Raw genomic sequence first — 23,533 nt, forward strand, 5'->3', positions numbered from 1 at the left:
CGGGCCCGCACAGGCATGACAGAGTGGGGCCGTGCTCGAAGAGGAATACCAGCCCCGGCGGCGACTGCCCCGCGCCCTGCGGCCCCCGGCCCCGGTCGAGCCCCCGTTCACGTTCGAGATTCGCCCGGCGACGACCGCCGACCTGCCCTACGTACGAGAGATCTACAACCACTACGTCGCGAACTCGTCGGTCACCTTCGACGAGGACGCCATGACCCTCGCCGAATGGCGCCGCAAGCACGCCTTCGTCACCAGGCTCGGCATGCCCTTCCTGGTCGCGGTGAACCCCTCCGGCGAGGCCCTCGGTTACGCGGTCGCGACCCCGTGGGGTGGCAAGGCCGCCTACCGCTACACCGTCGAGAGCTCGATCTACCTCCGGGCCGCGTCGACGGGCAAGGGCCTCGGCCGTGCCTTGCTCGAGGCGCTCGTCGAGGCCTGCCGTGACGCGGGCATCCGAGAGATGATCGCCGTCATCGCCGACAAGAACGCCGAGGCCTCGATCGGCTTGCACGAACGGCTCGGTTTCTCCGAGGTCGGCCGCATGGGGCGGGTCGGCTTCAAGTTCGGTCGGTGGCTCGGCACGGTCACGATGCAGAAGTCGCTCAAGAAACGCCGCCGCGCCTGAGGCTCAGGGCAGCGGACCGACGATCTCGTCCAGCACCCGTGCCGTGGCGGCGACGGTGCCCGGTTCGCCACGCCAGAGCATGCGGACGATCAAGCCGTCGACCGCCAGGGCCACGACGTCGAGCCGCTCGGCCGGCACGCCGGCCCTCGTCAACACGTGCTCCAGTGAGGAGTACCAGAGCTCGGCGTCCTCACGCAACGACGCATCCCGCATGGCGGTGAAGAGCAGTTCGTACTGCGCCCGGGCCGACCCACGCTCGGTGATCGCGTACCGGACGAGCGTCTCGGCGAGGTCGCGTACGGAGGCGCGCTCGAGTCGGTCGAACGACCGCACCCAGTCGGTGGTCGCGTGGCGGAGCGCCGCACGCAGCAGGTCGTCCCGGCCGGCGAAGTAGTACGTGGCCGCCGACACCGGGACACCGGCCGCACGGGCGACCGCCCGGTGCGTCACGGCCGAGGGGCCGCCCGCCTCGAGGACGGAGAGGACGCCGTCGAGCAGGGCGCGCCTCCTGGTCTCGCCCTTGGGGGTGAGGGCCGGACCCCCAGGGGACGGGGCCGGGTCGTGGCCCGACGTCGTGTCGGCCACCGGCGTCAGGCCGTGACCTGGTGTCGGCCACCGAGCTCGAGCATCGTGACTCCACCGATGACGAGGACGATGCCGCCGAGTTGCACCAGCGTCAACGGTTCCTTGAAGAAGATCCAGCTGATGAGGGCGACCAGCACCACGCCGACGCCGGCCCAGATCGCGTAGGCGATGCCGAGCGGTACACCCTTGGTCAACGACTGCGAGAGCATGGCGAACGCGAAGACGTAGCCGACCACGACCGCCGCGTACTGCCACCATTTGGCGTCGGGGCTGCTGGTGACCTTGAGGAAGCTCGTGGCGAAGACCTCGCCGACGATGGCGAGCGCGAGGAAGAGGTAACCCATGACGGTGTCCTGTCGAGACGTGCGGCGGTCCCGGTGGCGACCTGCGACCGGGGGAGCACGAATGGGACAAATGTACCAGAAAAGGCAGTCGGTGGCGAGGGCCGCAGCCTAGGCTCGAGGGGTGTTCGAACTCCACCATCTGAGCGCCCACGAGCAGTGGGACTGGCTTCGCCGCGGCGAGGTCTCGCCCCGCGAACTGACCACCCACTACCTGGAGCGCATCGCGCGCCTCGACGGCGACCTCGGCGCCTTCGTCACGGTGACCGGCGGCGCCGCGCTCGAGCGGGCCGACGCCCTCGCCGCCGCCGGCCCGACGGTCGCGCCGCTCTGGGGGTTGCCGCTGGCCGACAAGGACCTCAGCGACCGTGCCGGCGTGCCGACCTGGTCCGGTTCGCGCCTCAGCCGTGGGCGGGTGCCCGCGGCATCGTCCGAGATCACCGAGGTGCTCGACGAGGCCGGTGCCATCAGCCTCGGCAAGACGGCCACGCCCGAGTACGGGCTGACCGCCTACACCGAGACGCTCGTCGGTCCGCCGACGCGCAATCCGTGGTCACCCGAGACGGGCGCGGGCGGGTCGAGCGGCGGGGCCGCGGCCGCCGTGGCCGCGGGGCTGCTGCCCTTCGCTCCCGGGTCGGACGGCGGGGGCAGCATCCGCATCCCGGCCGCCGCCACCGGCCTGGTCGGCCTCAAACCCTCGCGGGGCCGGGTGCCGGCGCAGTCGGGGCTGACCAGCCTCGCGGGCCTTCCCGTCGGCGGTGCGCTGGCCCGATCGGTCGCCGACGCCGCCTTGCTGCTCGACGCGATGGTGTCGCCCGACGGCCGTCCGCCGCGTCACCATCAGGCGCTCTCGGCTCCGCCGTCACCCGACGGGGCGTACCTCGGCACCGCCGTGCGGGGCGAGGGACGCTTCCAGGTCGCCGTGATGACGACCAGTCCGTGGGACGACACGTTCGACGTCCGGGTCGACCCGCGCCTCCTCGGCGTCCTCCACGAGACCGCCGACCTCTTGGCGACCACGGGGCACGGGGTCGACGAGACCAGCCTGCCTCCGTCGGACTACCCGGCGCTCTTCCGGACGATCTGGCAGGCCGGTGCGGCGGGCATCCCCGCCGAGACCGAGGCCGAGCTGGCGCTGCTCGAACCGATCACCCGATGGCTGGTCGAGCAGGGCCGACGCGTGACGGGACGCGACCTCTCGGCCGCTCTCGTCGGGCTCGCGGCGTTCGAGCGCGACGTGATCGAGCGGTTCTCGGCGTTCGATGCCGTCGTGACGCCGACGCTGGCGATGCTGCCCCGACCGATCAGCTGGTACGACGCCGAGGACGCCGAGCGCAACTTCGAGCAGCAGTGCCTCTACTCGCCGTTCACGTCGTTCGTCAACGTGGCCGGGCTGCCCGCGATCAGCCTGCCCGTGGGCGAAGTCGACGGCCTGCCGGCGGGCGTGCAGCTGATCGGTCGGCCGGGGCGCGAGGACGTCCTGCTCGCGATCGGCGCCCAGCTCGAGCGGCGGCTGCGGTGGCAGCGTCGGCATCCACCGATGTGGTGAGCCGGTCCGTCACTCGAGCGTCGGCACCGAGTCGACGAGGGCGCGCGTGTAGTCGTGCCGTGGGCGACGCAGCACGTCGTCGGTGGGGCCCTGCTCGACGATGCGTCCGTCACGGAGCACCGCGACCCGGTCGGCGAGGTGCTGCACGAGCCCGATGTCGTGCGACACGAGCAGCAGCGACAGCCCCCGTTCGTCGCGCAGCTCGCGCAACAGCTCGAGGATCTGAGCCCGGACGGTGACGTCGAGCGCGCTCATCGGTTCGTCGCCGATCAGCAGCCGCGGCCGGTGCACGAGGGCCCGGGCCAGGGCGATGCGCTGGCGCTGTCCTCCGCTGAACTCGTGTGGCCAGGCCCCGGCGTCGTGTGCCGCAAGCCCCACGCGGTCGAGCATCTCGGCCACCAGGCGGTCGTGGTCGCCCTCGACGCCGAGGGCGCGCAAGGGCTCGGCCACGATGTCACCGACACGCATGCGGGGGTCCAGCGAGCTGTAGGGGTCCTGCAGGACGATCCCGGTCTGCCGACGCAGCCAACGCAGACGTGAGGCGCGGTCGGGAGCGACCGGTCGGCCGTCGAAGGTCACCGTGCCGGACGTCGCGTGGTCGAGGGCGAGCAGCAGGCGCACCAGCGTCGATTTGCCCGACCCGGACTCGCCGATCAGCGCGACGCTCTCGCCGGCCGCGACCTCGAGGTCGGCGTCGACCAGCGCGTGGCGCTGTGGGCCCGGCTGGAACGGCGACCGGCGCGGCAGCGTGAACGTGCGGGTGAGGCCCCGGGCGATCAGCAGAGGAGGCACGGGTGCGGTGACGGGGTCGCTCACGAGGCCCTCCAGGTCGTCGCCCTCGTGGCCTCGACGAGACCGCGGGTGACCTCGTGCTCGGGGCGGTGCAGCAGCTGCTCGACCGGGCCGCGCTCGACGACGCGGCCGTGCGACAGCACCGCCGCGTGATCGGTGATGCGCGAGAGCACGGCGAGGTCGTGCGTCACGAAGAGCAGCGACGTGCGCTGCTCATCGACCAGACGTTGAAAAAGTGCGAGCACCTCGGCCTGCGTCGTGACGTCGAGCGCCGTGGTCGGCTCGTCGGCGAGCACGAGGCCCGGGCGGTTGATCAGGGCCATCGCGATGCCGACGCGCTGTCGTTGGCCGCCCGAGAGCTGGTGTGGATAGAGGTCGACGACGGTCTCGGGGTCGGGCAGGCCGACCTCGGCGGCGGCCGCCACCGCCCGCGCGCGGGCGTCGCGCCGGCCGAGGCGACCGTGCAGGCGGAGGGGCTCGGCGATCTGCCGCCCGACCGTGACGACGGGGTCGAGGGCCGTGCGGGGGTCCTGGAACACCGTGCCCACCACACGGCCGCGGAGGCCCGCCAGTTCACGGTCGGGGGCCCCGAGCAGTTCGCGTCCGTCGAGCCGGATGCTGCCCGTGGCCCGCGCGCCGTCCGGGAGCAGGCCGAGCACCGCCAGCGTCGTGAGCGATTTGCCCGAGCCGGACTCGCCGATCAGCCCGACTCGTGCGCCGTCGGGCACGTCGAGCGAGAGGCCGTCGACGAGTCGGCGGTCGCCGATCGTCACCGTCAGGTCGTCGATCACGAGACTCACGAGATGACCTCCGGTGCGACGGGCTGCGGGGGAGCGGTGCGCGGCGACGACCCGTCGGTGGGCGCCCCCCGACCGACTCGTCGTGACCGCAGCCGGGGGTCGGACGCATCGCGCACGGCGTCGCCCAGCAGGTTCAGGGCCAGCACGGTCAGCGTGATGGCGAGCCCCGGCCAGACGACCGAGCCGGGGTGGACGCCGATGAACTTCTGCAGGTCGCTCAGCAGGCGGCCCCACGATGCCGTGCCGGCCGGGGCTCCGTAGCCGAGGAACGACAGTCCGGCCTCGGCGAGCACGCTCGTGGCCATCGACAACGAGAGCTGGACGACGAAGACGGGCGCGATGTTCGGCAGCACGTGACGTCGCAGCACGGCCCCGGTGCCGAGTCCGTTGGCCCGGGCGGCCAGCACGTAGTCGGTCCGCACGACCTGACGGATCTCGGACCGACTGACCCGGGCGATCGTCACGCCGTAGCCGATGCCGACCGCGACGACGACCACGGTGAGCGACCCGCCGAACGCCGCCGCGAGGGCCATGGCGATCAACAGCGTCGGGAATGCCACGAGCACGTCGATCAGCACGGCGACCGACTCGCGTACCCAGCGGGCCGTCAACGAACCCAGGGCCGCGAGGCCCACACCGACGACGGTCGCGACCACCCCCGAGGCGACGGCGACCACGACGGTGGTGCCGGTGGCGGCGAAGACGTAGCTGAAGATGTCGCGGCCGACCGAGTCGGTTCCGAACGGGTGCGCGAGCGACGGCGTGAGCCAGGCCGCGTACGGGTCGGTGTCGAACGGGTCGAGCGGGGTCCAGAACCGGCTCACCAGGGCCGACGCCACGATCAGGGCCAGCCAGCCGACGCCGAAGGCGCCCTGCGGCCGCCGCAGCAGGTCGAGGACGAACGAGCCGCGCCTCATCGGTCGCCCTCGCGCAGGCGCGGGTCGAGTCGTCGGTGCACGACGTCGATCACGAGCCCGATGAACAGCACGAGCGTGGTCAGCGTCATCAGTTCACCCTGCACCTTGGTCAGGTCGCGGCGACCGACGTCCGTCACGAGCATGCGGCCGAGCCCCGGCAGCGTGAACAACTGCTCGATGACGACGGCCGACACGATGAGGCCCGCCACCTGCAGGCCGAGGATCGACACCACGCTGAGCATGACGTTCGGCAGTCCGTGCCGCACGAGGGCACGCGACCGAGTCATGCCGTTGGCGGCGGCCGTCCGCACGTAGTCCTGATCGAGGGCGCCGAGCGCCGCCGAGCGCGTGAAGCGCAGCAGCACGGCTCCCTCGACGATGCCGATCGTGAGCGCCGGCAGCACGAGCGAGCGGAGTGCGGGCCCGGGTTCGCTCCAGCCGTTGGCCGGGAAGCCCTGCGTGGGCAGCAGCCGCAGGGTCACGGCGAAGACGCCGATCAGCAGCATGCCCGCCCAGACGGCGGGTACGGCCGCCAACACCTGGGCACCCGTGCCGAGGACGACGCCGGAGGCGCGGCCGCGGCGGAGCGCGCTCGTCACGCCGAGCGGGATGCCGATCAGCAACCCGAAGACCAGCGAGAGGCCGGCGAGCGGCAGGGTGACGGCGAGCTTGTCGAGCACCTCGTCGACCACCGGCGTCCCCGTGACGAGCGACTCGCCGAGGTCGAGGCGCAGCAGCCCGTCGGCCCAGTCGAGGTACTGCACCACGACGGGCCGGTCGAGACCGAGCTGCTGACGGAGGGCGGCGACCTGTTCGGGCGAGCCGGTGGTCCCCGCGATCGCCTGGGCGACGTCGCCCGGCAGCAGGCGCAGGGTGGCGAAGATCAGCACGCTCGCGACGGCCAGCCCCCCGACGAAGAGGAGCAGGCGGCCGACGACGAAGCGGGTCACTCCGCCGTGGCCAGGTCAGCCAGGTCGAGGCGGGTCGTGGTCGAACTCGTCGGGAACCCGCTCACGCCGTCGTGGACGGCCGTCAGGGTGGTCGCCGTGTAGAGCCACTCGGCGGGGGCGTCGTCCGAGACGATCGCCGCGGCCTCGGCGAGCTTCTCGTCGGCGACCTGCGGGTCGGTCGCGGCGATCGACTCGGCGTAGAGCTGCTGGACGGGCGCGCTGTCGTAGCCCCAGTAGTAATCCGGGTTCGCCCAGTTCGCGAAGTCGTGGGTCTCGGCGTGGTTGACCATGCTGAGCTCGAAGTCCTTATTCGAGTAGACGTCGTCGAGCCAGGTGCTGAAGTCGACCTGCTGGACGGTCAGCGTGACGCCGACCGCCTTGAGCTGGGTGGTGAGCACGTCGCCGATCGCGGTCGGGTAGACGTTGGGGTACTCGAGCGTCAGCGACAGGTCACCGTCGTGGCCGGCCTCGGCGAGCAGGCTCTTCGCCTCGTCGGGGTCGTAGGCGTCGACGCTCGTGAGGTCTCGGTAGCCGGGGTCGAGCTCGGGGATCGGACCGCCCTGGTCGACCGCCGAGCCCCCGACTGCAGCGATCAGCGCGTCGTTGTCGATCGCGAGCCGCAGGGCCTTGCGGACCTTGGCGTCGGTGAACGGCGCAGCGGCGTTGTTGAACGCGAGGGTGTACTTGTCGGTCGTCTTGCCCTTCTCGACCGTGATGCCGTCGACGCCGTCGAGCTGGCTCGACAGCGTCGCGTCGACCGCGGTCTGCACGTCGACGTCGCCCGAGATCGAGGCGTTGATCGCCGCGGACGGGTCGGTCACGTAGCGGAAGGTGACGCCCGCGACCTTCGCCGGAGTGCCCCAGTAGTCGTCGAAGCGCCCGAGCTGCAGGTTGTCGCCCTGTCGCCAGCTCGTCAGCTCGAAGGGCCCGGTGCCGTTCGCCGTGGTCGAGAGGTCGTTCGTCGCCGACTGCTGCAGCACGAGACCCGCCCGCCCCGTGAGGTTGAACAGCAGGGACGAGTCGGGTCGCGAGAGCGTGAGCACGACGGTGTCGGTGGCGGGCGCCGTGATGGTCGAGACGGCGGCGAGGTCGGCGTGGTTCGCGAGCGAGGCGTCGTCCTTGACCTGCGACAGCGACCAGACGACGTCGGCGGCCGTCATCGCGGCACCGTCGTGGAAGGTCACACCGTCGTTCAGGGTGAACGTGTAGGTGAGTCCGTCGTCGCTCAGGGTGTGGCTCGCGGCCAGCACGTCGCGGATCTCGTTGTCCTGCGTGCGGCCGACGAGGCCCTGGTACACGTTGTCGATCAGCACCTGGTCGAGCGCGATGCCCGCCGTGCTCCGGATGTCGAGGTCGCTCGGCTCGAGCACGAGACCGACCGTGACGGTCGCCTCGGGGTCGGGGGTGCCCGACCCGTCGGGGGACGAGGTGGACGAGCAGCCCGTCACGACGAGCAACAGCGCGGCGACGGCGGCGGAGAGAGGGAGGGTGCGCACCTGGTGGGGCCTTCCGGGGATGGCCGTGGCGGATCGTCCACGGCGACGAGGGACCGGAGGCACGAAGGAGGCACCCGGTCGTTCGGCGGGGGAGTCCCGGTCGCTGCTGAACCGGTCCACGCGATCCGCCACCGTGTTGCTGTCGGACACGGCACGGCCCCTTGCGCCGGGCGTCGCTGACGGACTCCCGAACCCGTGAGAACTTACCATCACGGCAGCGAGGTCGCTGTCAATCGAGAGACCCGTGTGGCGGTTGAGGCAAGCCTTACCTATATTGGAGGGGTCATGCTCCTCGTAGACCAGAACTCGCCCCTGCCGCACGACGCCCTCCGCGTCCTGTTCGCCGCAGACGCGTCGTCGATCCCCGTCCTGCGAGAGATGCTCTCGGTCCTGCCGATCTGTGCCCGGGGCCAGGTGTTCGTCGAGGTCGACAGCGTCGACGACATCGTCCCGTTGGCCTCGCCGGGTCGCGTGACCGTGACCTGGCTCGCCCGAGACCGCCGTTCGGGTGTGCCCGGCACGAGCACCGCCTGCGCCCCCGGCCAGGCCCTCGAGCGGGCGGTGCGAGCCTGGCTCGGTGAGATGTACGTCGAGCCCGAGACCGTGGCGACGGGTGACCACGTCGTGTGGATCAGCGGCCCGCCCTCGTTCGCGTACGACCTGCGCCACGACCTGCATCAGCTCTTCCGTGTCGGCACCCCCGCCGCCGCCTGACCGGCGAACCTCGATGACCGCCACGGCCGGCACGGCCACCACCACCGTCGAGCGCCCCGCGAAGCCGGCGCACCGTCCCTACCGAGTCCGGGTCTCGGCCGTGCGCCGACTCGCCCCCTCCTTCGTGCGCGTCACGTTCACGGGCGACGACCTCGGCGACTTCGGCGTCGACGGACTGGACCAGCGCATCAAGGTCGTCCTTCCCCTCGAGGGCCGCGGCTACGACACGTTCCCCACCGACGACTGGTACGCCTCGTGGCGGGCGCTTCCGCCCGAGCAGCAGAACACGTTCCGCACGTACACCGCGCGAGCCGCCCGACCCGCACTGCGCGAGGTCGACGTCGACTTCGTCTGCCACGGCGACACCGGTCCGGCCTCGGCCTGGGCCGGTCGTGCGCGCGTCGGCGACGAACTCCTGCTGATCGGGCCCGATGCGACCAGCGGCGTCACGGGCAGTGGGGTCGAGTGGTCGCCGGGTGACGCCCGCACGCTGCTGCTGGCCGGCGACGAGACGGCGGCCCCGGCGATCTGCTCCATCGTCGAAGCGTTGCCGCCCGACGCCCGGGGGTGCGTCTTCATCGAGATCCCGACGGCAGCCGACGAGCTCGACCTCGTTGCGCCTCCCGGGGTCGACGTGCACTGGCTACCGCGACGCGAGGCGTCCTCCGGCCACGGCGAGGCCTTGGTCGTCGCCGTCCGCCGCTGGACCGCCCGCTACGTCACGGCATGGCACCACGGAGTCGAGGTGAGCGAGGTCGACGTCGACCACGACCTCCTGTGGGACGTCCCGCACGGCGACGACCCGCACGGTGCGGCCGTCAGTGCCGACCTCTACGCGTGGTTCGCGGGCGAGGCGGGCGCCATCAAGACTCTCCGTCGCTTCCTCGTCAGCGAGGTCGGCATCGACCGCCGCCAGGTCGCCTTCATGGGCTACTGGCGGGTCGGCAAGTCCGAGTCCTGACGCGAGGCCCACGAGAACGCGGGAGGCGCGCCCCTGTCGGTCGCGCCTCCTGCGTGTCGTCCTCGGACCGCTCCTAGACCTCGGCTAGACCTCGGCGGGCAGGCCCACGAGTTCGGAGCTGCGCTCCCAGAGGGCCTCGGCGAGCAGAGGGTCGGTCGCCTGACGATGCAGGCGACCGTCTGCCTTCAGCTGGTCGAAGTAGGTGCCGCTCTCGACCGCGATCGTCGTCGGGCCGGCGAGCTGGATCAACGGCACGGCGCCGGCCGACGCCGAGATGCCGTAGTTGCCGTTGGTCAGCACGTTCGCGACCCGCATCGAGCGTGAATCCGAGCCGAAGCCGGTCATCACGACGCCCGGGTGGAACGAGAACGCGTCGAGCCCCGTGCGCTTCGCCAGCTCGCGGATGAACAGCACGGTCTCGATCTTGGTCGTGCCGTACTGACGCCAGCCCCCGGCCCATCGGCGCTTCGACCAGTTGAGGTCGTCCAGTCGGACGTGCCCGAGCAGATTGGCCGCACTGGCCGTCGAGACGACACGGCCGCCGCTCTCGACGAGGCGAGGCAGGAGCAGCCGGGTCAACAAGAACGGTGCGAGGTGGTTCGACTGGAGGGTGCGCTCGAAACCGTCCGCTGTGACGCCCCGTTCGCTGACGAGACCGCCGGCGTTGTTCGCGAGGGCGTCGATTCGGGGGTAGCGCTCGAGCAGGCGGTCGGCCAACGACCGGACGTCGTCGAGCCTGTCGTAGTCGACCAGGAAGGCCGTTCCGCCCACCTCGTCGGCCACGGCCTGCGTGCGCTCGGGGTTGCGTCCGACCACGCCGATCTCGGCGCCGCCCTTCGCGAGCTCGCGGGCTGCCTCGCGGCCGATGCCGCTGCTCGCCCCGGTGATGATCACGGTGCGGGTCATCGATATCCGCCCTTCTCGAGGCCGGCCTCGATTTCGAATCTGTTCGACAGCGGGTCGCTGCCAGCCAAGAAGTACAGTACGGGCATCAGCATGCCGTACTTCCGCCACTGACGGACGTGCACGGCCTCGTGTTCGAGGACGCGCGGCCCGTCGTTGTCCCGGGTGAGGTACACCCGACCGACGCACGTTCCCCCGCGTTTGAACGCCCAACGGGGCAGTCCCCGGCACACGATCAGGTCACCGACCACGCGGACGCGCCCGACGCTGAGCGGCACGCCGACCGCGAGGCCGACGGCCGTCGCCCAGGCGCAACCGAGCCTCGAGACAGGGGAGTCGAGCAGGGGGTTCTTCACGGACGGCCGTATGCGTCGAGCAGGCGCAGCCAGACCTCGCTGACCGTGGGGTACGAGGGCACGGCGTGCCACAGGCGGTCGATCGGCACCTCGCCGACGACCGCGATCGTGGCGGCGTGCAGCAGGTCGCTGACGTCCGGGCCGACGAAGGTCGCGCCGACGATCACCTTGCGGGACTCGTCGACGACCAGGCGGGCCTGGCCCTCGTACTCGTCCGAGTGGAGGGCCGAACCGGCCACGGCGGCGAGGTCGTAGTCGACGACCTTCACGTCGATGCCACGCTTGCCGGCGGCGTCGGCGGTGAGGCCGACGCTCGCGACCTCGGGATTCGTGAAGGTGACCTGGGGCACGGCTGCGTCGTCGGCGGTGGCGACGTGGGCACCCCACGGCTCTGCGTGCACGGGCTTGCCGAACGCACGAGCGGCGATGACCTCGCCGGCGGCACGCGCCTGGTACTTGCCCTGGTGGGTGAGCAAGGCGCGGTGGTTGACGTCGCCCACGCCGTAGAGCCAATCGGTGCCCTTCACGAGCATGGTGTCGTCGACGTCGAGCCAGTCGCCGGGGGTGAGGCCGACGTTCTCGAGGCCGAGGTCGGAGGTGCGGGGCACGCGTCCGGTCGCGACGATGATCTCGTCGGCGATGACCGTCGAGTCGTCGTCGAGACCGACCTCGACCGTGTCGTGCTCGGTGCGCAGCACGGTCGAGGGCGAGACGCCGAGGCGTACGTCCACGCCGAGTCCTCTCAGCGAGTCGGCGACGAGTTCGCCGGCGAAGGGCTCCTGCCCGCCCAGCAGACCGCTGCGGGCGATCACGGTGACGGTCGAGCCGAGCTGCTGGTAGGCCGTGGCCATCTCGGCCGCCACCACGCCGCCGCCGACGATGACGACGCTCTGCGGCAGCGACTTCACGCTGGTGGCCTCGCGGCTGGTCCAGGGGTTCGCCTCGGCGAGGCCGGGGATGTCGGGCAGAAGGGCCGACGAGCCGGTCACGGCGGCCACGGCGTACGTGGCCCGGTGCACCTCGCCGTTCACCGTCACTTCCTTGACGCCGGTGATGGTGGCGTGACCGCGGATCAGGTCGATGCCGGCACCCTCGACCCAGTCGGCCTGACCCGAGTCGTCCCAGTTGCTGGTGAACGAGTCGCGCCGGCGCAGGACGGCCGCGACGTCGACGTCGCCGGTCACGGCCTGCTTGGCTCCGTCGAGCGACTTCGCCGCGCGGACGACCGCGCTCGAGCGCAGCAGCGCCTTGGAGGGCATGCAGGCCCAGTACGAGCACTCGCCACCGACCAGTTCGGCTTCGACGAGAGCTACCTTGAGGCCGTTGCGGGTGGCGTAGTCGGCCACGTTCTCGCCGACAGCGCCGGCTCCGATCACGATGAGGTCATAAGTCGTCATGGCCCGACGCTAGTCGCCCCGCCGACCGCGTTCTCAGGCGGCCTCGTTCGGGCGACATGGCCGTTTCGTGAAACCCTGCTGAGTTTTCTCTGGACGCCGCGAGCGAGACCGAGGAGGCGCGGGTAACGTCCTTCCCATCAGCGCAACTCCGCGATCGTTGCGGCGGAGCGCGTCAACCTACGAGGAGGCACACATGGGACTCGACGACAAGATCAAGAACGCCGCTCAGGACATCGCCGGCAAGGCGAAAGAGGCTCTCGGCGACCGCAAGGGCGACGACGAGCTGAAGGCCGAAGGTCAGAAAGACCAGGCCGGTGCCTCCGCCAAGAAGGTCGGCGAAGACGTCAAGGACGTCTTCAAGTAGGCCGATCCGCCTCGTTCTCGAACCCGTCCACCCTTCGGGGTGGGCGGGTTCTTTCGTGCGTCCCCCGTCGGCGAGGCGCGGTCAGCGTCCCGTGAACTCGGCGGTGGTGCGGCTGACGAAGGCCTCGAAGCCGATCCGCGCGTCGTCGGAGGCGAGCAACCGCACGAGCTCGGGCTGGAGGCGGGCCTCGGCTGCGGCGTCGCCCTCGCGAACGGCCAGCCGGGAGTTCGCGAGCGTGGCCTGCACGGCCAGAGGCGCTTGGGCGGCGATCCGCCGGGCGAGGTCGAGGGCGTGGTCGAAAGAAGACCCGACGTCGACCAGGTCTTGCACGATGCCGATGCGCCGAGCCTCCTCGGCGTCGAGGAGGTCGCCCGTCAACAGGTACCGCATGGCGTCACCCCAGCCGACCCGACGGGGCAACCTGATCGTCGCGCCACCGAACGGCAGGATGGCGCGGGTCACCTCGATCTGGCCGAAACGGGCGTCGCGGCTCGCCACCACGACGTCGCTCGCCAGCGCGAGCTCGACACCGAGCGTCAGGCACGTCCCCTGCACGGCCATCACGACGGGTTTGGACACCTGGCGTCCGTGGACCTGCCACGGATCGAGGCCACCCTCGGGGACGACGTCCAAGCCCTCGGCGGTCACCGCGGGCACGACGTCGCCGAGGTCGAGGCCGGCGGTGAAGTGGTCGCCGTGGGCGAAGAGCAATCCGACGCGCAGCTCGGGGTCGCGGTCCAGCTCGCCGTAGGCCAGTGCCAGCTCGCGCAGCATCCGCAGGTCGGCCGCGTTGCGTTTCTCGGGTCGGTCGAGGCCGATCAGCAGCACGTGGCCGTCACGCTCGACGGTGACGCGCGGACGCTCGTCATTCGAATCGACGGCATCGGTCGGGTCCGAGCCCGTCGGGAGTCCGCTCGACCGATCGGTGCCCGTCTGACCTGCGCTCATCGGGCCAGTGCCCCGAGGATGCGCAGGATCGTTCCCATGTCGTCGGAAGCAGCCTCGGCGTCGACCGGTGCGAACGAACACAGGCCCGCGCCGACGAGGGCGAAGCGCTCCTTCAGGGCCGTGATGGTCTCGATCAACACGCCGAGCTCGAGGCCGAACGGCTGGGGATCGAGCAAGCCCTCGATCACTCCCGGGTCGAGGACGTCGAGGTCGACGTGCAGGTAGACCTCGGTGGCCCCCGACTGCTCGACGGCGGCGAGGACCTCGGCGGGGTCGAAGTCCAGGGACGAGACCGTGCGGACGTGGCGGCTCTCGATGTAGCGGTCTTCCGCGTCGTCGTAGCTGCGCGCCCCCGCGAGGACCACTCGAGCGGGGTCGAGCGGCTCGGAGGTCGGACCGGAGCCGATGGTCGGGAGGTCCTCGCCCGTGTCTCCGATCAGGGCCCGCAGCACCATGCCGCTGAACGCGCCGCTCTCGCTGCTGCGAGGGCTGTGCAGGTCGGGGTGGGCATCGAACCAGACGACCGCCGTGCGGGGCGTGACGGCATGACGGACGGCTGCGAACTCGACGCCGCAGTCACCGCCCACGACGACGGCAGGGGAGTCGTCGGTGCGCAGTTCGCGTCCGACCGACTCGGCGATGGTGAGCACCGACGAGAGCCGGTGCACCCGCGTGCCCAACGAGTCGCCCGCGCCCACCGGGACCTCGACCAGGGTGGTGGCGGTCGACGGCAGGTCGCCCAGGACGGCGTACGCCCCCTCGGCGAGCCGCATGGCCCTCGACGACGGAGAACCCTGCCACTGTGGAACCACGACGAACCTCACGGGCGTCAGTCTGTCACGGTCGGGCGCCCGTGCTCCAGGCCCAGGGGCGACTCAGCGCACCGATCGCGCGCTCGAGGGGCCCGCGCCCGACGAACCGTTGCCAGAGGGTCGCGTAGACGAGCGTGAGGACGACGGCGGCGACCAGGTGGCCGAGGGGCAGACCGTAGGCGGCGGCCGGGTCGGACAGACGGTACACGGTGAACAGGGGGGCCGTCACGAGCACGTGGGCCGTGTAGACGGTCAGGGGTTGCGCGCCCGTCGCCGCGAGGGGACGCAGGACGGTGCGGACGACCGCGGCCGCGCCTCCTCGTCCCCGGCTCTCCGGCGTCATCGGGCGATGCGCGGTGGTGGCGAGCAGGAGGCATCCGAGCACGGCGGCGGCGACGCCACCCGAGCCCACGATCTCGGCCGGCATGCCCTCGTGGTCGGCCGGGTCGAACCAGGGGACCGAGGAGGCACCGGGCAGGAAGCGCGCCGAGTACCCCACGATCGCGGCCGACGTCCCGACGACGAGCAGCGTGACCTGGGTGCGGGTACGAGTCAGGTCGGAGCGCGCCGCGGCGACTCCGACGAGCAGGAAGGGCGTCCAGACCAGCGCCGGGTAGGCGCCGACCAACAGGGCCTGGGTGGCGAGACCGCCGGCGCCGGACAACGCGGTGTCACCGTAGGCGTCGACGGGGACGGACGAGGCCAGCCACGGAGCCACGACGGCGAGCAGTGCTGCGGCCGCGAGCAACACGGCCCGAGGGGCGAAGAGCAGCCCCAGCACGAGGACGAACATGACGCCGTAGTACGGCAGGATCACGAGCAGGTAGGGGTTCCAGGCCTGGAGTGCGAGGCCCAGGACGACCAACAGGCCGCCCCGGATGGCGATGCCCCCGAGAGTTCGGCCCCGACGGCCGCGGGGCGTCGGCCTGGCGCCACCGGACATGAGCCCGAGCGAGACCCCGGCGAGGGTGGCGAACAGGATCGCGGACCGGCCGTCGAAGATGCGCTCGTCGAGCAGCGGCCGAGGCCACATGTGGGCGGCGAACATGCCCAGCACGGCGAGGCCGCGGGCGATGTCGACGCCCATGAGGCGCGGCGCCGCCCCACGCCCCTGCACCGGCGGGGTCACCGACGGAGCAGGCAGGCGGGGCGGCGGGTGGCTCACTTGTCGAGCGCGCCGAGCTTGAGGGCCGCGAGGCGGGCGTCGACCTCGGTCTGCTCCCCGAGGTCGTCGAGGTTCTCGAACTGGGCGTCGAGGCTCGAGGCCGCGAGCTCTTGACGACCGAGCATCTTGGCCTCTTCGCGGCGGACCTTGTCCTCGAAGCGGCTGATCTCGCTCGTCGGGTCGAGGATGTCGATGCTCTGAACGGCGTCGGCGACCTTGGTCTGGGCCTCGACGGTCTTCGAGCGGGCGTTCAGTTCGTCGCGCTTGGCGGCGAGCTGGTCGAGCTTGGACCGCATGCCGCTCAGCCCCGTCTTGAGCTTGTCGACGACGTCCGTCTGGGAGGCGATCTGCGGCTCGGCCGTCTTCGCCTCCTTCTCGCTCTGCAGCTGCTTGCCCAGGGCCACACGGGCGAGGGCGTCGAACTTGTCGGCGTCGACCGTGTTGCCCGACGAGCGCAGCTCGTCGGCCTTGTTGCTCGCCGCGAGGGCCTTGCGCTCCCAGTCCGCGGCCGCGGCGACGTCCTCGGCGTGGTCCTGCTCGAGGAGGCGCAGGTTGCCGATGGTGGTCGCGACGGCCTCCTCGGCCTCGGCGATGCTGTTCGTGTAGTCGCGGACCATCTGGTCGAGCATCTTGCTGGGGTCCTCGGCCTGGTCGAGCAGGCTGTTGATGTTCGCCCGGGTCAGTTGCGCGATGCGTCCGAAGATCGACTGCTTTGCCATGGTGCGTCCTTTCGAGAGGTGGTGCGGTGGGGTGGTGCTCGTCGTAGTCGTCGTGCTGCTGGTTCGGGGCGGGGCGGGGCGGGGCGAGGCAGGGCGGGGACGGTGACGGACGGGCCTAGAACCGGCCGCCGCCGGAGCTGCGGCCGCCCCCTCCGCCTCCGCCTCCGCCGCCGAAGCCGCCTCCGCCACCGAAGCCGCCTCCGCCGCCCCCGCCACCGAAGCCTCCGCCGCCCCCGCCACCGAAGCCTCCGCCGCCCCCGCTGAACAGGCCACCGAGCAGCATGCCGGTGACGATCCCGCCGAGGTCGGCGCCGGCCGACCCGCGGCTGCGGACGCCGCCTCCGAACGGGCTCGCCTGCTGGTACGACGAGACCTCTGCCTCGGCGCCGGCCGCTGCGGCCTGCGACAGTTGGACGGCCTGGTGGGCCTCGAACAGGGCTGCGTCGCGGTCGGACGTTGCGAGGGCCACCGCGGTGGCCAGGTGGCGCTCGGCCTCGGACAAGCGGGTGCGCGGCTGCGGACCGATGCCGCCCCGACGAGTCTCGATGAAGTCACGGGTGGCGCTGATCTGGCTGCGGGCGGTCAGCAGCGCCTGGTCGAGGGCAGCCTGCGCCCGGCGCTGTTTCTCGGTGTCTTCGCGGACGGCGGCCAGCACCCGGTCGATGCGGTCGTTGGCGGCACCGAGCGAGGCGACGACGGCGAGCGGGTCGTCGGTCGTCGTCTCGGCCAGGGCCACGGAGTCCCGTGCGGCCGAGACGGAGCCGGCGACGTCGACTCCCTGGGGAGCCGCGCCGTCGGGTAGGCGCTCGGCCGTCTCGATGTCCCTCCGTAGGTCGAGGGTCATCGCCGAGATCGTGCTGCCCGCCGTCCGCAGCGACTCGGCGGCACCGTCGATCGCGGTCAGCAGCTGGTCGACCTGTGCCAGTGCCTGACGGGCCTCACGGATGGCGACGACGGCTTCCGAGGTGGCCGACGAGCTCACCGCAGCAGCAGCCGTGCCCCTCCGCTCGTCGGCGAACTCGAGGAGGCGGTCGGCCTGGTCGTCGTTCTGGTCGATCGACGCGACCGCTCGCGCCGAGTAGAGGGTGGTCAGCTCACCGATCGTCGAGCGAGCCGTCACGAGGCGGGCCCGTCGGCTCTCGATCTCGCCCGGCAGGGCCTGGAGGTCGCGCGGTGCCCTGCTCTCGGCCTCGCGCAGCTCGTCGAACGCGGCGGACTGCTCGGCGAGCGAAGCGTCGGCCGCCTCGCACAACTCGATGATGCGGGTGGTCCACTCGCGGCGTTGCTCGGGGGAGTCGGGAACGGAGTCGTCGAGCTTCTGCTGCAGGGCGAACGCTTCGCGAGCCTGCACCCGGGCCGCGTCGAGTGCCTCGGCGAACGGCTTGGCCGCATCGTCGCCGAACTGCGCGGCGGCGAAGCCGACCTCGTGCGCGCCGGCGGTCAGTTCGTCGTCGAGGGCGACCAACACCCGGGCGGCGCGTCGGTCGAGCTCGTCCTGGTCGGCCTTCTGTGCGTCGACCTCACGGCGGCGGCGTCGTGCCCGGCGGATGACGGCGACCACGACGACGGCCGCCACGACGAGCAACAGCACGAGCAGCGCCCACAACACCCAGCTGAGGTGGGGACCCGCCTCGTCGCTGCGGATGCCGTCGGCCAGGGCCACGGCGGCGCCGGCCCAATCGCCGTCGCGCAGCTGCGGCAGGACCACGTCGGTCTGAAGAGCCTGGCGGTCGGACTCCGACAGGACGGAGGTGTCGGCCGAGAGGTCGTAGAACTGGTCGTCCACCGAGACCGAGAGCAACACGTCGTTCGTGCCGAGCTGGTTCAACGATGCCGTGGCCTCACCCCAGGCCGTGCGGTCGGAGGGGGAGGTGAACGAATCGACGTAGACGACGAAGAGATTGACGCCGGTGTCGGCCGAGAGCGAGTCCAGCGCGTCGGTGACGTGACGTTCGTCGGCGCCCGAGAGGACGTCGGCCTGGTCGACCACGTAGGCACCGGAGAGTTCGACCGGTTCGACCGCCTGAGCAGGGCCCCCTCCGACGACGATGCCGCCCACCAGGGTCAGGACGGCCGTCACGGCAGCGACCAGGGCCCACCTCGTCGGTCGTCGGCCGGTCGTTGCGCTCGTTCTCACGACGCTCCCCTCGCTCGTTGCGGGGAGTCTATCGACGGCCCCTGTCGGAGCGCCCGGGTCACGAGACGAAGAGCAGGCCCACCGAGGCGACGGCGCAGACGGCCCCGACGGAGCACAGGACGACGCCCACCGTCCGGGGTGCCCGACCGTCGTCGTGGGGCGGGTGGACCCGGGCCCGGTGCGGGCGGTCGGGGTCGTAGTGCACGGTGAGCTCGGTCTCGAGCGGCGTGGTGACCGGGATCTCGCCGAACTGCGTCTCGTGCAGCTGCCCGTCGACGTCCATCCAGCGGGCGGTCGCGGCACGGGCCCACTCGGGTGGCGGGATGACCACGCCCACGGTGCTCTCGAGGCGGGTCGCCCGGCGGCGCAGCAGCCAACCGGCCAGGAGGAAGGGGGTGCCCACGACGAATCCGAACCAGCCGAAGAGCTCCACCACCGGCGCGATGACGGAGAAGGCGTCGCTCATGCCACGATCGTACTGTGCCGCCGCGCACCCCGTGACGCACATTGGAGCCCCGTGAACCCCAGCCCCCTCGGCCGTGTGCCGGCGCCCCTGCTCGCCGTGGCGGCGATCGTGTCGGTGCAGTTCGGGGCCGCTCTCGCTAAGACGCACTTCGAGGCCCTGGGGCCCACGGGCGCGGCCGCCCTGCGCCTCGCCTTCGGGGCCGCGCTGCTGCTCGTGGTCTTCCGTCCGCGCCCCTGGCGGTGGCCGGGCCGGACGTGGCTCGGAGTGGTCCTGCTCGGCCTCGCCCTCGCGGGAATGAACTCGTTGATCTACCTCGCGATCGACGTCGTGCCGCTCGGGGTGGCGGTCACCCTCGAGTTCCTCGGTCCGCTCGTCGTGGCGCTCGTGCAGACCAGACGCTGGTGGGACGCGGCCTGGGCATTACTCGCTCTCGCGGGAGTCGTGCTGCTCGGTTCCGACTCGACCGGGGCGATCCCCACCGCCGGTGTGCTGCTCGCCCTCGGGGCGGGGGCTTTCTGGGCGTGTTACATCCTGGCCAACGCCTCGCTCGGACGAGGCCGTGACCCTATGGGCACCCTGGCGACCGCGATGCTCGTCGCCGCGGTCGTCGTGGTGCCCTTCGGCGCGCACGACGCGACGGTCGCGGTGCGGGCCGACCCGCGCCTCCTGGTGATCTTCCTGGTGGTGGCCGCCCTGACCTCGGCGATCCCGTACGCCCTCGAGTCCGTGGCGCTGCGGCGGCTGCCCACGAGGGTGTTCGGGGTGCTGTCGAGTCTGGGGCCGGCGGTGGCCGCCGTGGCCGGGCTCGTCGTGTTGCGTGAGGCCCTCGGAGTGCGCGAGGTCGTGGCTCTCGCCTGCGTGACGACGGCGAGCGTGGGGGTCACGGTCGCGGCCGGTCGGCGACGGCGTCCGGGGCCCCTCCCCGAGGCTCCGACGGCCTGAACGGACGCAGATCCCCGCCCGGCGCGACGTCTGTCCGCAGTGCGAACGAGAGGACGATCCTGAGCGCTCGGGGGCACCGTGTACCCCCCTCGCGGGGTACGCTGCGATCACGGTCCACCTGACGGGCCGGAGAACGATGAAGGAGACATCATGGGTGCTGTCTTGGAGCGTACGTCCCGAGCCGAGGTCATCCCGCTGGGTGACGGATTCCACCGTGTGTCGACACCGACCGCCGGAGTGATCGGGTTCGTGCACGAGACCGAGGGCCTCTTCGAGGTGCTGCGTGGTCGCGTCCGGACCGCCGTCCGTCGAGAGGGCTCGTACCGCACGCTCGACGTCGCAGTGATCGCTCTGACCTACAGTTGAGAACGACCGTCCACTGACGCGGCCACCGGCAGGCGTCACCGAGGCCTCGCCACCGGCGAGGCCTCTCCTCTCTCCACCGTCGTCGGAAGGCCTCCCGTGACCGTCGTCGGGTACGCCCGAATCTCGCGAGACGACCCGTCGTCCGACCGGCAGGTCGACCGCCTCCGGGCCACCGGGTGCGACGAGGTCTTCGTCGATCACGCCACCGGTACCCGGCAGCCCCGCCCCGAGTTCGCCAAGGCCATCGGCAGCCTGCGCGAGGGCGACGTGTTCGTCGTGGTGAACGTCGACCGCATCGGGCGCTCGGTCGCCGAGCTGGTCGGCGTGATGGCGACGCTCGACGCCCTGGGCGTGGCCTTCCGCTCGATCGACGAGCAGATCGACGAGCTGAACGCGTACGGCCGTTTCTTCTTCCGGGTCACCGCCGCCCTGGCCCGCTTCGACGAGCAGGTCGGCGGCGAGCTGCACCGTGCCGAGACCCGCAGACGTCAGGAGGCGCGGGTCGCGCAGACCCCGAAACCCCCGGTCTCGAGGCGCCGTCTCGATGCCGCCCGTCAGCTGCGCGCGGGGGGAGCGAGCATGCGCGAGGCCGCCGAGCACGTCGCCGTGCCCGAGCGCGTCCTCCGCCGCGAACTCGAGCGCGACGACGCCGATCGTGCCCGGCGGCAGCAGCCCGACTGACTCCCGGCGCTGAGAGGACCGGCGCGCACGGGATGGAATGGACCAGCATTCGGCCGAGAGAACGTGGTGCCCCCAGGCAGATTCGAACTGCCGCCCCTGCCTCCGGAGGGCAGTGCTCTATCCCCTGAGCTATGGGGGCCCGGGAACGTCGTCAAGGTTAGCAGCGAATCGGTGCCGTCTGGAACGACGACGCCGGGCAGGGTGCATCGTGGGGGAGTGACCGACGACAAGCACACCGACCCAGCCGACCGCGACGCTCGCTCCGACCGCACCGATCCCGACGGCCCGACGCTGCGCGAGCGCCTCCGCTCGGCCAAGGTCTTCCATCCCGAGCTGCCCACCTTCGACGTCGACGCCGTGGCCGACGACGCGGTCGACCAGTTCGTCGCCTGGCTCGTGGAGGCCGTCGACCAGGACGTGGCCCAGCCGCACGCCATGGTGATCTCGACCTCGTCGTCCGACGGTGACGTCACCGCCCGCACCCTGCTGCTCAAGGACGTCGACGACGGCGCCCTCTGGTTCGCCACCTCCTCGATCAGCCCGAAGGGACGGCAGATCGCCGAGAACCCCCGGGTGGCCCTCACCCTCTACTGGCGGGAGCAGGGCCGCCAGGTCCGGGTGCTCGGTCGGGCGACGCCAGGACCGCGCGACGTCAGCGAGAAGGACTTCACCGCGCGCCACCCGGACTCGCGCGCCGTGGCCATGACGCAGCCGCAGAGCAGCCCGATCACCGACGAGGCCGAGACGCGTCGTCGCCTCGCCGAGGCCAAGGCCGCGATCGAGTCCGACGACACCCTCGTCCCCGAGGACTGGACGGCCTGGCGGGTCGACCCCACCTCGATCGAGTTCTGGCAGGCGACCACGGGCCGCAACCAGGTGCGTCTGCGGTACGACCGCGACGGAGACGGCTGGACCCGCGCCTCCTTGTGGCCCTGACGACCACGGAGGTCGTCGACGGCGTGACCTCGACGGTCGAGCGGACGTAACGCGACGACACGCACCTGGCAGACCGTCGGCGCCGACGGCAGCATGGGGGCATGACCTCGTACGCCGCCCCGACGACCCGCCCGAGCGACCCCGCCGTCGCCTCGATGCGCCTCGCGGTGGTCGAGGTCACCCGGCACCGGCCGCATGCTCCCGAGTACCACGCCTACGTCGAAGAGATGAACTCCCGCGTTCGGGAGACCGCCGCCGCGGCGGGCTGGCGGGCGACGCGGTTCGCAGCCGGCGACCTCGGCGTCGACGAGCTGCTCCGCCTGACCGTCGACCACGACGCGATCGTGGTGCTCGGCGGAGAAGATCTGTCGCCCCGCCACTACGGAGGCGCGACCGGCTACCCGGGAGAAGGCCGCCACGACCCGGTGGCCGACGAGGCCCAGCTCGCCCTCGTCCGGCGGGCCGTCGCCCGACGCACCCCGCTGCTCGGCGTCTGCCGCGGCCATCAACTGATCAACGTCGCGCTCGGCGGCGACCTCGTGCAGCACCTCGACGACGAGGACGGCCTGCACCGCACCCCCGAGGCACCGGTCGCAGAGCTGATGCACCCACACGGCGTGCGGCTCGAACCCGGCAGCCGTCTCGCCCAGGTCCTGGGTGCCGCGCCCGTGGTCCAGAGCGCGCACCACCAAGCCGTCGGTCGGGTGGGCGACGGTCTCCGCGTCGTCGGTCGGGCCGCGGACGGCACCGTCGAGGCCGTCGAGCACGACTCGGCCCCGATCCTCGGTGTCCAATGGCACCCCGAAGACCGCGGGGCGCCGGTGGGCCAGCTCGAGGCGTTGTTGGCCTCCTTGGCCGAGACCGTCGCCACGCGAGCCGACCAGGAGGCGCTGGTCGCCTAGGACGCGCCCCTCACCCGAGCGCGCCTCCTGCCCGTCGGCTCAGCCGTCCTGCCGCAGTGCGGAGAGCACGGCCGACACGACGGGTTCGGCGTCGCCCGGTTCGAGGAACGTCGTCGATCGGGCCACGACGAACGCCGGCGAGGAGAACGCCTCGGCCGTCCCCACCCGACCGGTCGTGTCGAAGTAGCCTTCGACGCCGTACGTGGGCACCGAGTTGCTCGTCGCGACGAGATCGTTGGCCAGTTCGTCGAGGCTCTCGTCGTCGAAATGGGCGACCCCGACCGTGATCGTCGCCCCGTCCGCGTCCTGCCAGGTGCAGGTCGTGCCGTCGGCCTCGGCAACGATCCCGAGGGCCTCGCCGTCGCGGCTCTCGTCGCCGCGGACGTCGTCGGCCGAGACGGGGGCGAGAGCCGAGTAGTACGACGAGAGGCTGCCGGCCGCGAGCAGGTCGCCGCAGTCGACGGTGAACGGTGTGCTCACGAGGTCGGGGACGGGTACGGCGGTCGACGTCGCCTCGGGGGTGGTCGACGACGTCTCGCTCGGGGTCGCCGAGGCGTCCGGCCGGGACGGCGCGTTGCCCGTGCAGGCGCTCAGCGACAGAGCGAGGACGCCGGTCACGGCGAGGGCACGCAGGGTGGCGGGGGAGCGGGTCGAGGCGGGGCGCATCCCTCCATCATCACCGACGTGAGACTCGTCGGCGGTCCCTCCG

27 protein-coding genes and 1 tRNA gene are annotated in these 23,533 nt (G+C 71.9%); 10 read left to right on the forward strand and 18 right to left on the reverse strand.

Annotated features, from left to right (window positions below):
- Positions 1-31 precede the first annotated feature (31 nt).
- Entirely contained in the window at positions 32-625 is a 594-nt protein-coding gene (locus HRF36_RS03380) for a GNAT family N-acetyltransferase (protein ID WP_173206190.1), read from the forward strand.
- Positions 626-628: 3 nt separating this feature from the next.
- On the opposite strand, the gene HRF36_RS03385 is transcribed toward HRF36_RS03380, so the two are convergent.
- On the reverse strand, positions 629-1,210 hold the full coding sequence (locus tag HRF36_RS03385; RefSeq protein WP_173206193.1) for a TetR family transcriptional regulator: 582 nt from the start codon (positions 1,208-1,210) through the stop codon (positions 629-631).
- A 5-nt stretch (positions 1,211-1,215) separates the two neighbouring features.
- A complete protein-coding gene (locus HRF36_RS03390) occupies positions 1,216-1,554 on the reverse strand; it encodes a multidrug efflux SMR transporter (protein ID WP_173206196.1) in 339 nt (112 codons plus the stop codon).
- A 121-nt stretch (positions 1,555-1,675) separates the two neighbouring features.
- Here HRF36_RS03390 and HRF36_RS03395 point away from each other — a divergent pair, with 121 nt between their 5' ends.
- Positions 1,676-3,100: an amidase gene (locus HRF36_RS03395; protein ID WP_173206199.1), complete on the forward strand. Its 1,425-nt coding sequence runs from the start codon at positions 1,676-1,678 to the stop codon at positions 3,098-3,100.
- A gap of 9 nt (positions 3,101-3,109) precedes the next feature.
- On the opposite strand, the gene HRF36_RS03400 is transcribed toward HRF36_RS03395, so the two are convergent.
- The 5 genes from HRF36_RS03400 to HRF36_RS03420 are packed head-to-tail and all read right to left on the reverse strand — an operon-like array spanning position 3,110 to position 8,205.
- Positions 3,110-3,916 (reverse strand): ABC transporter ATP-binding protein, encoded by an 807-nt coding sequence (locus HRF36_RS03400; protein WP_371739984.1) that lies wholly within the window; start codon positions 3,914-3,916, stop codon positions 3,110-3,112.
- Positions 3,913-4,692, reverse strand: coding sequence for an ABC transporter ATP-binding protein (locus tag HRF36_RS03405; protein WP_173206201.1), 780 nt, complete (start codon positions 4,690-4,692; stop codon positions 3,913-3,915). The genes HRF36_RS03400 and HRF36_RS03405 overlap by 4 nt, the downstream gene beginning before the upstream one ends.
- On the reverse strand, positions 4,689-5,609 hold the full coding sequence (locus HRF36_RS03410; protein WP_173206204.1) for an ABC transporter permease: 921 nt from the start codon (positions 5,607-5,609) through the stop codon (positions 4,689-4,691). The genes HRF36_RS03405 and HRF36_RS03410 overlap by 4 nt, the downstream gene beginning before the upstream one ends.
- Positions 5,606-6,559 carry an ABC transporter permease gene (locus HRF36_RS03415; protein ID WP_173206207.1) on the reverse strand — a complete coding sequence of 318 codons (954 nt, stop codon included), beginning with the start codon at positions 6,557-6,559 and terminating at the stop codon, positions 5,606-5,608. The genes HRF36_RS03410 and HRF36_RS03415 overlap by 4 nt, the downstream gene beginning before the upstream one ends.
- A complete protein-coding gene (locus HRF36_RS03420) occupies positions 6,556-8,205 on the reverse strand; it encodes an ABC transporter substrate-binding protein (RefSeq protein WP_371739985.1) in 1,650 nt (549 codons plus the stop codon). The genes HRF36_RS03415 and HRF36_RS03420 overlap by 4 nt, the downstream gene beginning before the upstream one ends.
- Before the next feature lie 135 nt (positions 8,206-8,340).
- On the opposite strand from HRF36_RS03420, the gene HRF36_RS03425 reads away from it, so the two are divergent.
- On the forward strand, positions 8,341-8,769 hold the full coding sequence (locus HRF36_RS03425) for an SIP domain-containing protein (RefSeq protein ID WP_173206213.1): 429 nt from the start codon (positions 8,341-8,343) through the stop codon (positions 8,767-8,769).
- A gap of 13 nt (positions 8,770-8,782) precedes the next feature.
- The gene (locus tag HRF36_RS03430; RefSeq protein WP_173206216.1) at positions 8,783-9,730 is read left to right on the forward strand and encodes a siderophore-interacting protein; all 948 of its coding nucleotides are present in this window, start codon (positions 8,783-8,785) and stop codon (positions 9,728-9,730) included.
- An 84-nt stretch (positions 9,731-9,814) separates the two neighbouring features.
- Here the strand turns inward: HRF36_RS03430 and HRF36_RS03435 are convergent, their stop codons facing one another.
- Genes HRF36_RS03435 through HRF36_RS03445 form a run of 3 tightly spaced genes read right to left on the reverse strand, consistent with a single transcriptional unit; the run spans position 9,815 to position 12,386 of the window.
- A complete protein-coding gene (locus HRF36_RS03435; protein WP_173206219.1) occupies positions 9,815-10,636 on the reverse strand; it encodes an SDR family NAD(P)-dependent oxidoreductase in 822 nt (273 codons plus the stop codon).
- The gene (locus HRF36_RS03440) at positions 10,633-10,989 is read right to left on the reverse strand and encodes a Fe-S oxidoreductase (RefSeq protein WP_173206221.1); all 357 of its coding nucleotides are present in this window, start codon (positions 10,987-10,989) and stop codon (positions 10,633-10,635) included. Before HRF36_RS03440 ends, HRF36_RS03435 begins: the two co-directional genes overlap by 4 nt.
- Complete coding sequence (locus HRF36_RS03445) at positions 10,986-12,386, reverse strand: NAD(P)/FAD-dependent oxidoreductase (protein ID WP_173206224.1); 1,401 nt, start codon at positions 12,384-12,386, stop codon at positions 10,986-10,988. Before HRF36_RS03445 ends, HRF36_RS03440 begins: the two co-directional genes overlap by 4 nt.
- Positions 12,387-12,579: 193 nt before the next feature.
- Here HRF36_RS03445 and HRF36_RS03450 point away from each other — a divergent pair, with 193 nt between their 5' ends.
- Complete coding sequence (locus tag HRF36_RS03450; RefSeq protein ID WP_043595102.1) at positions 12,580-12,750, forward strand: CsbD family protein; 171 nt, start codon at positions 12,580-12,582, stop codon at positions 12,748-12,750.
- An 81-nt stretch (positions 12,751-12,831) separates the two neighbouring features.
- Here HRF36_RS03450 and HRF36_RS03455 read toward each other — a convergent pair whose 3' ends face one another.
- From HRF36_RS03455 to HRF36_RS15720, 6 genes are all read right to left on the reverse strand, one after another.
- Positions 12,832-13,698, reverse strand: a complete 867-nt coding sequence (locus HRF36_RS03455) for a crotonase/enoyl-CoA hydratase family protein (RefSeq protein WP_173206227.1) — start codon at positions 13,696-13,698, stop codon at positions 12,832-12,834.
- Positions 13,695-14,522, reverse strand: coding sequence for an arginase family protein (locus tag HRF36_RS03460; protein WP_371739986.1), 828 nt, complete (start codon positions 14,520-14,522; stop codon positions 13,695-13,697). The genes HRF36_RS03455 and HRF36_RS03460 overlap by 4 nt, the downstream gene beginning before the upstream one ends.
- Positions 14,523-14,535: 13 nt before the next feature.
- The gene (locus HRF36_RS03465) at positions 14,536-15,639 is read right to left on the reverse strand and encodes a DUF418 domain-containing protein (protein ID WP_217270857.1); all 1,104 of its coding nucleotides are present in this window, start codon (positions 15,637-15,639) and stop codon (positions 14,536-14,538) included.
- Positions 15,640-15,671: 32 nt separating this feature from the next.
- Positions 15,672-16,394, reverse strand: coding sequence for a PspA/IM30 family protein (locus HRF36_RS03470; RefSeq protein ID WP_173206233.1), 723 nt, complete (start codon positions 16,392-16,394; stop codon positions 15,672-15,674).
- Between the two features lie 115 nt (positions 16,395-16,509).
- Positions 16,510-18,531, reverse strand: coding sequence for a TPM domain-containing protein (locus HRF36_RS16040; protein WP_371739987.1), 2,022 nt, complete (start codon positions 18,529-18,531; stop codon positions 16,510-16,512).
- Positions 18,532-18,589: 58 nt separating this feature from the next.
- Complete coding sequence (locus HRF36_RS15720; protein ID WP_254280993.1) at positions 18,590-18,997, reverse strand: hypothetical protein; 408 nt, start codon at positions 18,995-18,997, stop codon at positions 18,590-18,592.
- A 51-nt stretch (positions 18,998-19,048) separates the two neighbouring features.
- On the opposite strand from HRF36_RS15720, the gene HRF36_RS15725 reads away from it, so the two are divergent.
- The 3 genes from HRF36_RS15725 (at position 19,049) to HRF36_RS03490 (ending at position 20,986) form a co-directional block, all read left to right on the forward strand.
- The gene (locus tag HRF36_RS15725) at positions 19,049-19,939 is read left to right on the forward strand and encodes a DMT family transporter (protein ID WP_371739988.1); all 891 of its coding nucleotides are present in this window, start codon (positions 19,049-19,051) and stop codon (positions 19,937-19,939) included.
- Between the two features lie 150 nt (positions 19,940-20,089).
- Entirely contained in the window at positions 20,090-20,305 is a 216-nt protein-coding gene (locus tag HRF36_RS03485) for a hypothetical protein (RefSeq protein WP_173206239.1), read from the forward strand.
- Positions 20,306-20,401: 96 nt separating this feature from the next.
- Entirely contained in the window at positions 20,402-20,986 is a 585-nt protein-coding gene (locus tag HRF36_RS03490) for a recombinase family protein (protein ID WP_173206242.1), read from the forward strand.
- A 64-nt stretch (positions 20,987-21,050) separates the two neighbouring features.
- Here the strand turns inward: HRF36_RS03490 and HRF36_RS03495 are convergent.
- Positions 21,051-21,125 (reverse strand) — tRNA-Arg (locus tag HRF36_RS03495).
- Positions 21,126-21,202: 77 nt separating this feature from the next.
- Here HRF36_RS03495 and HRF36_RS03500 point away from each other — a divergent pair.
- Complete coding sequence (locus HRF36_RS03500; protein WP_173206245.1) at positions 21,203-21,922, forward strand: pyridoxal 5'-phosphate synthase; 720 nt, start codon at positions 21,203-21,205, stop codon at positions 21,920-21,922.
- Between the two features lie 101 nt (positions 21,923-22,023).
- A complete protein-coding gene (locus tag HRF36_RS03505; RefSeq protein WP_254280994.1) occupies positions 22,024-22,824 on the forward strand; it encodes a gamma-glutamyl-gamma-aminobutyrate hydrolase family protein in 801 nt (266 codons plus the stop codon).
- A gap of 39 nt (positions 22,825-22,863) precedes the next feature.
- On the opposite strand, the gene HRF36_RS03510 is transcribed toward HRF36_RS03505, so the two are convergent.
- Positions 22,864-23,490 (reverse strand): hypothetical protein, encoded by a 627-nt coding sequence (locus tag HRF36_RS03510; RefSeq protein WP_173206248.1) that lies wholly within the window; start codon positions 23,488-23,490, stop codon positions 22,864-22,866.
- Positions 23,491-23,533 lie beyond the last annotated feature (43 nt).

The organism is Frigoribacterium sp. VKM Ac-2836 (genome assembly GCF_013248995.1).
Classification (GTDB): Bacteria; Actinomycetota; Actinomycetes; order Actinomycetales; family Microbacteriaceae; genus Frigoribacterium.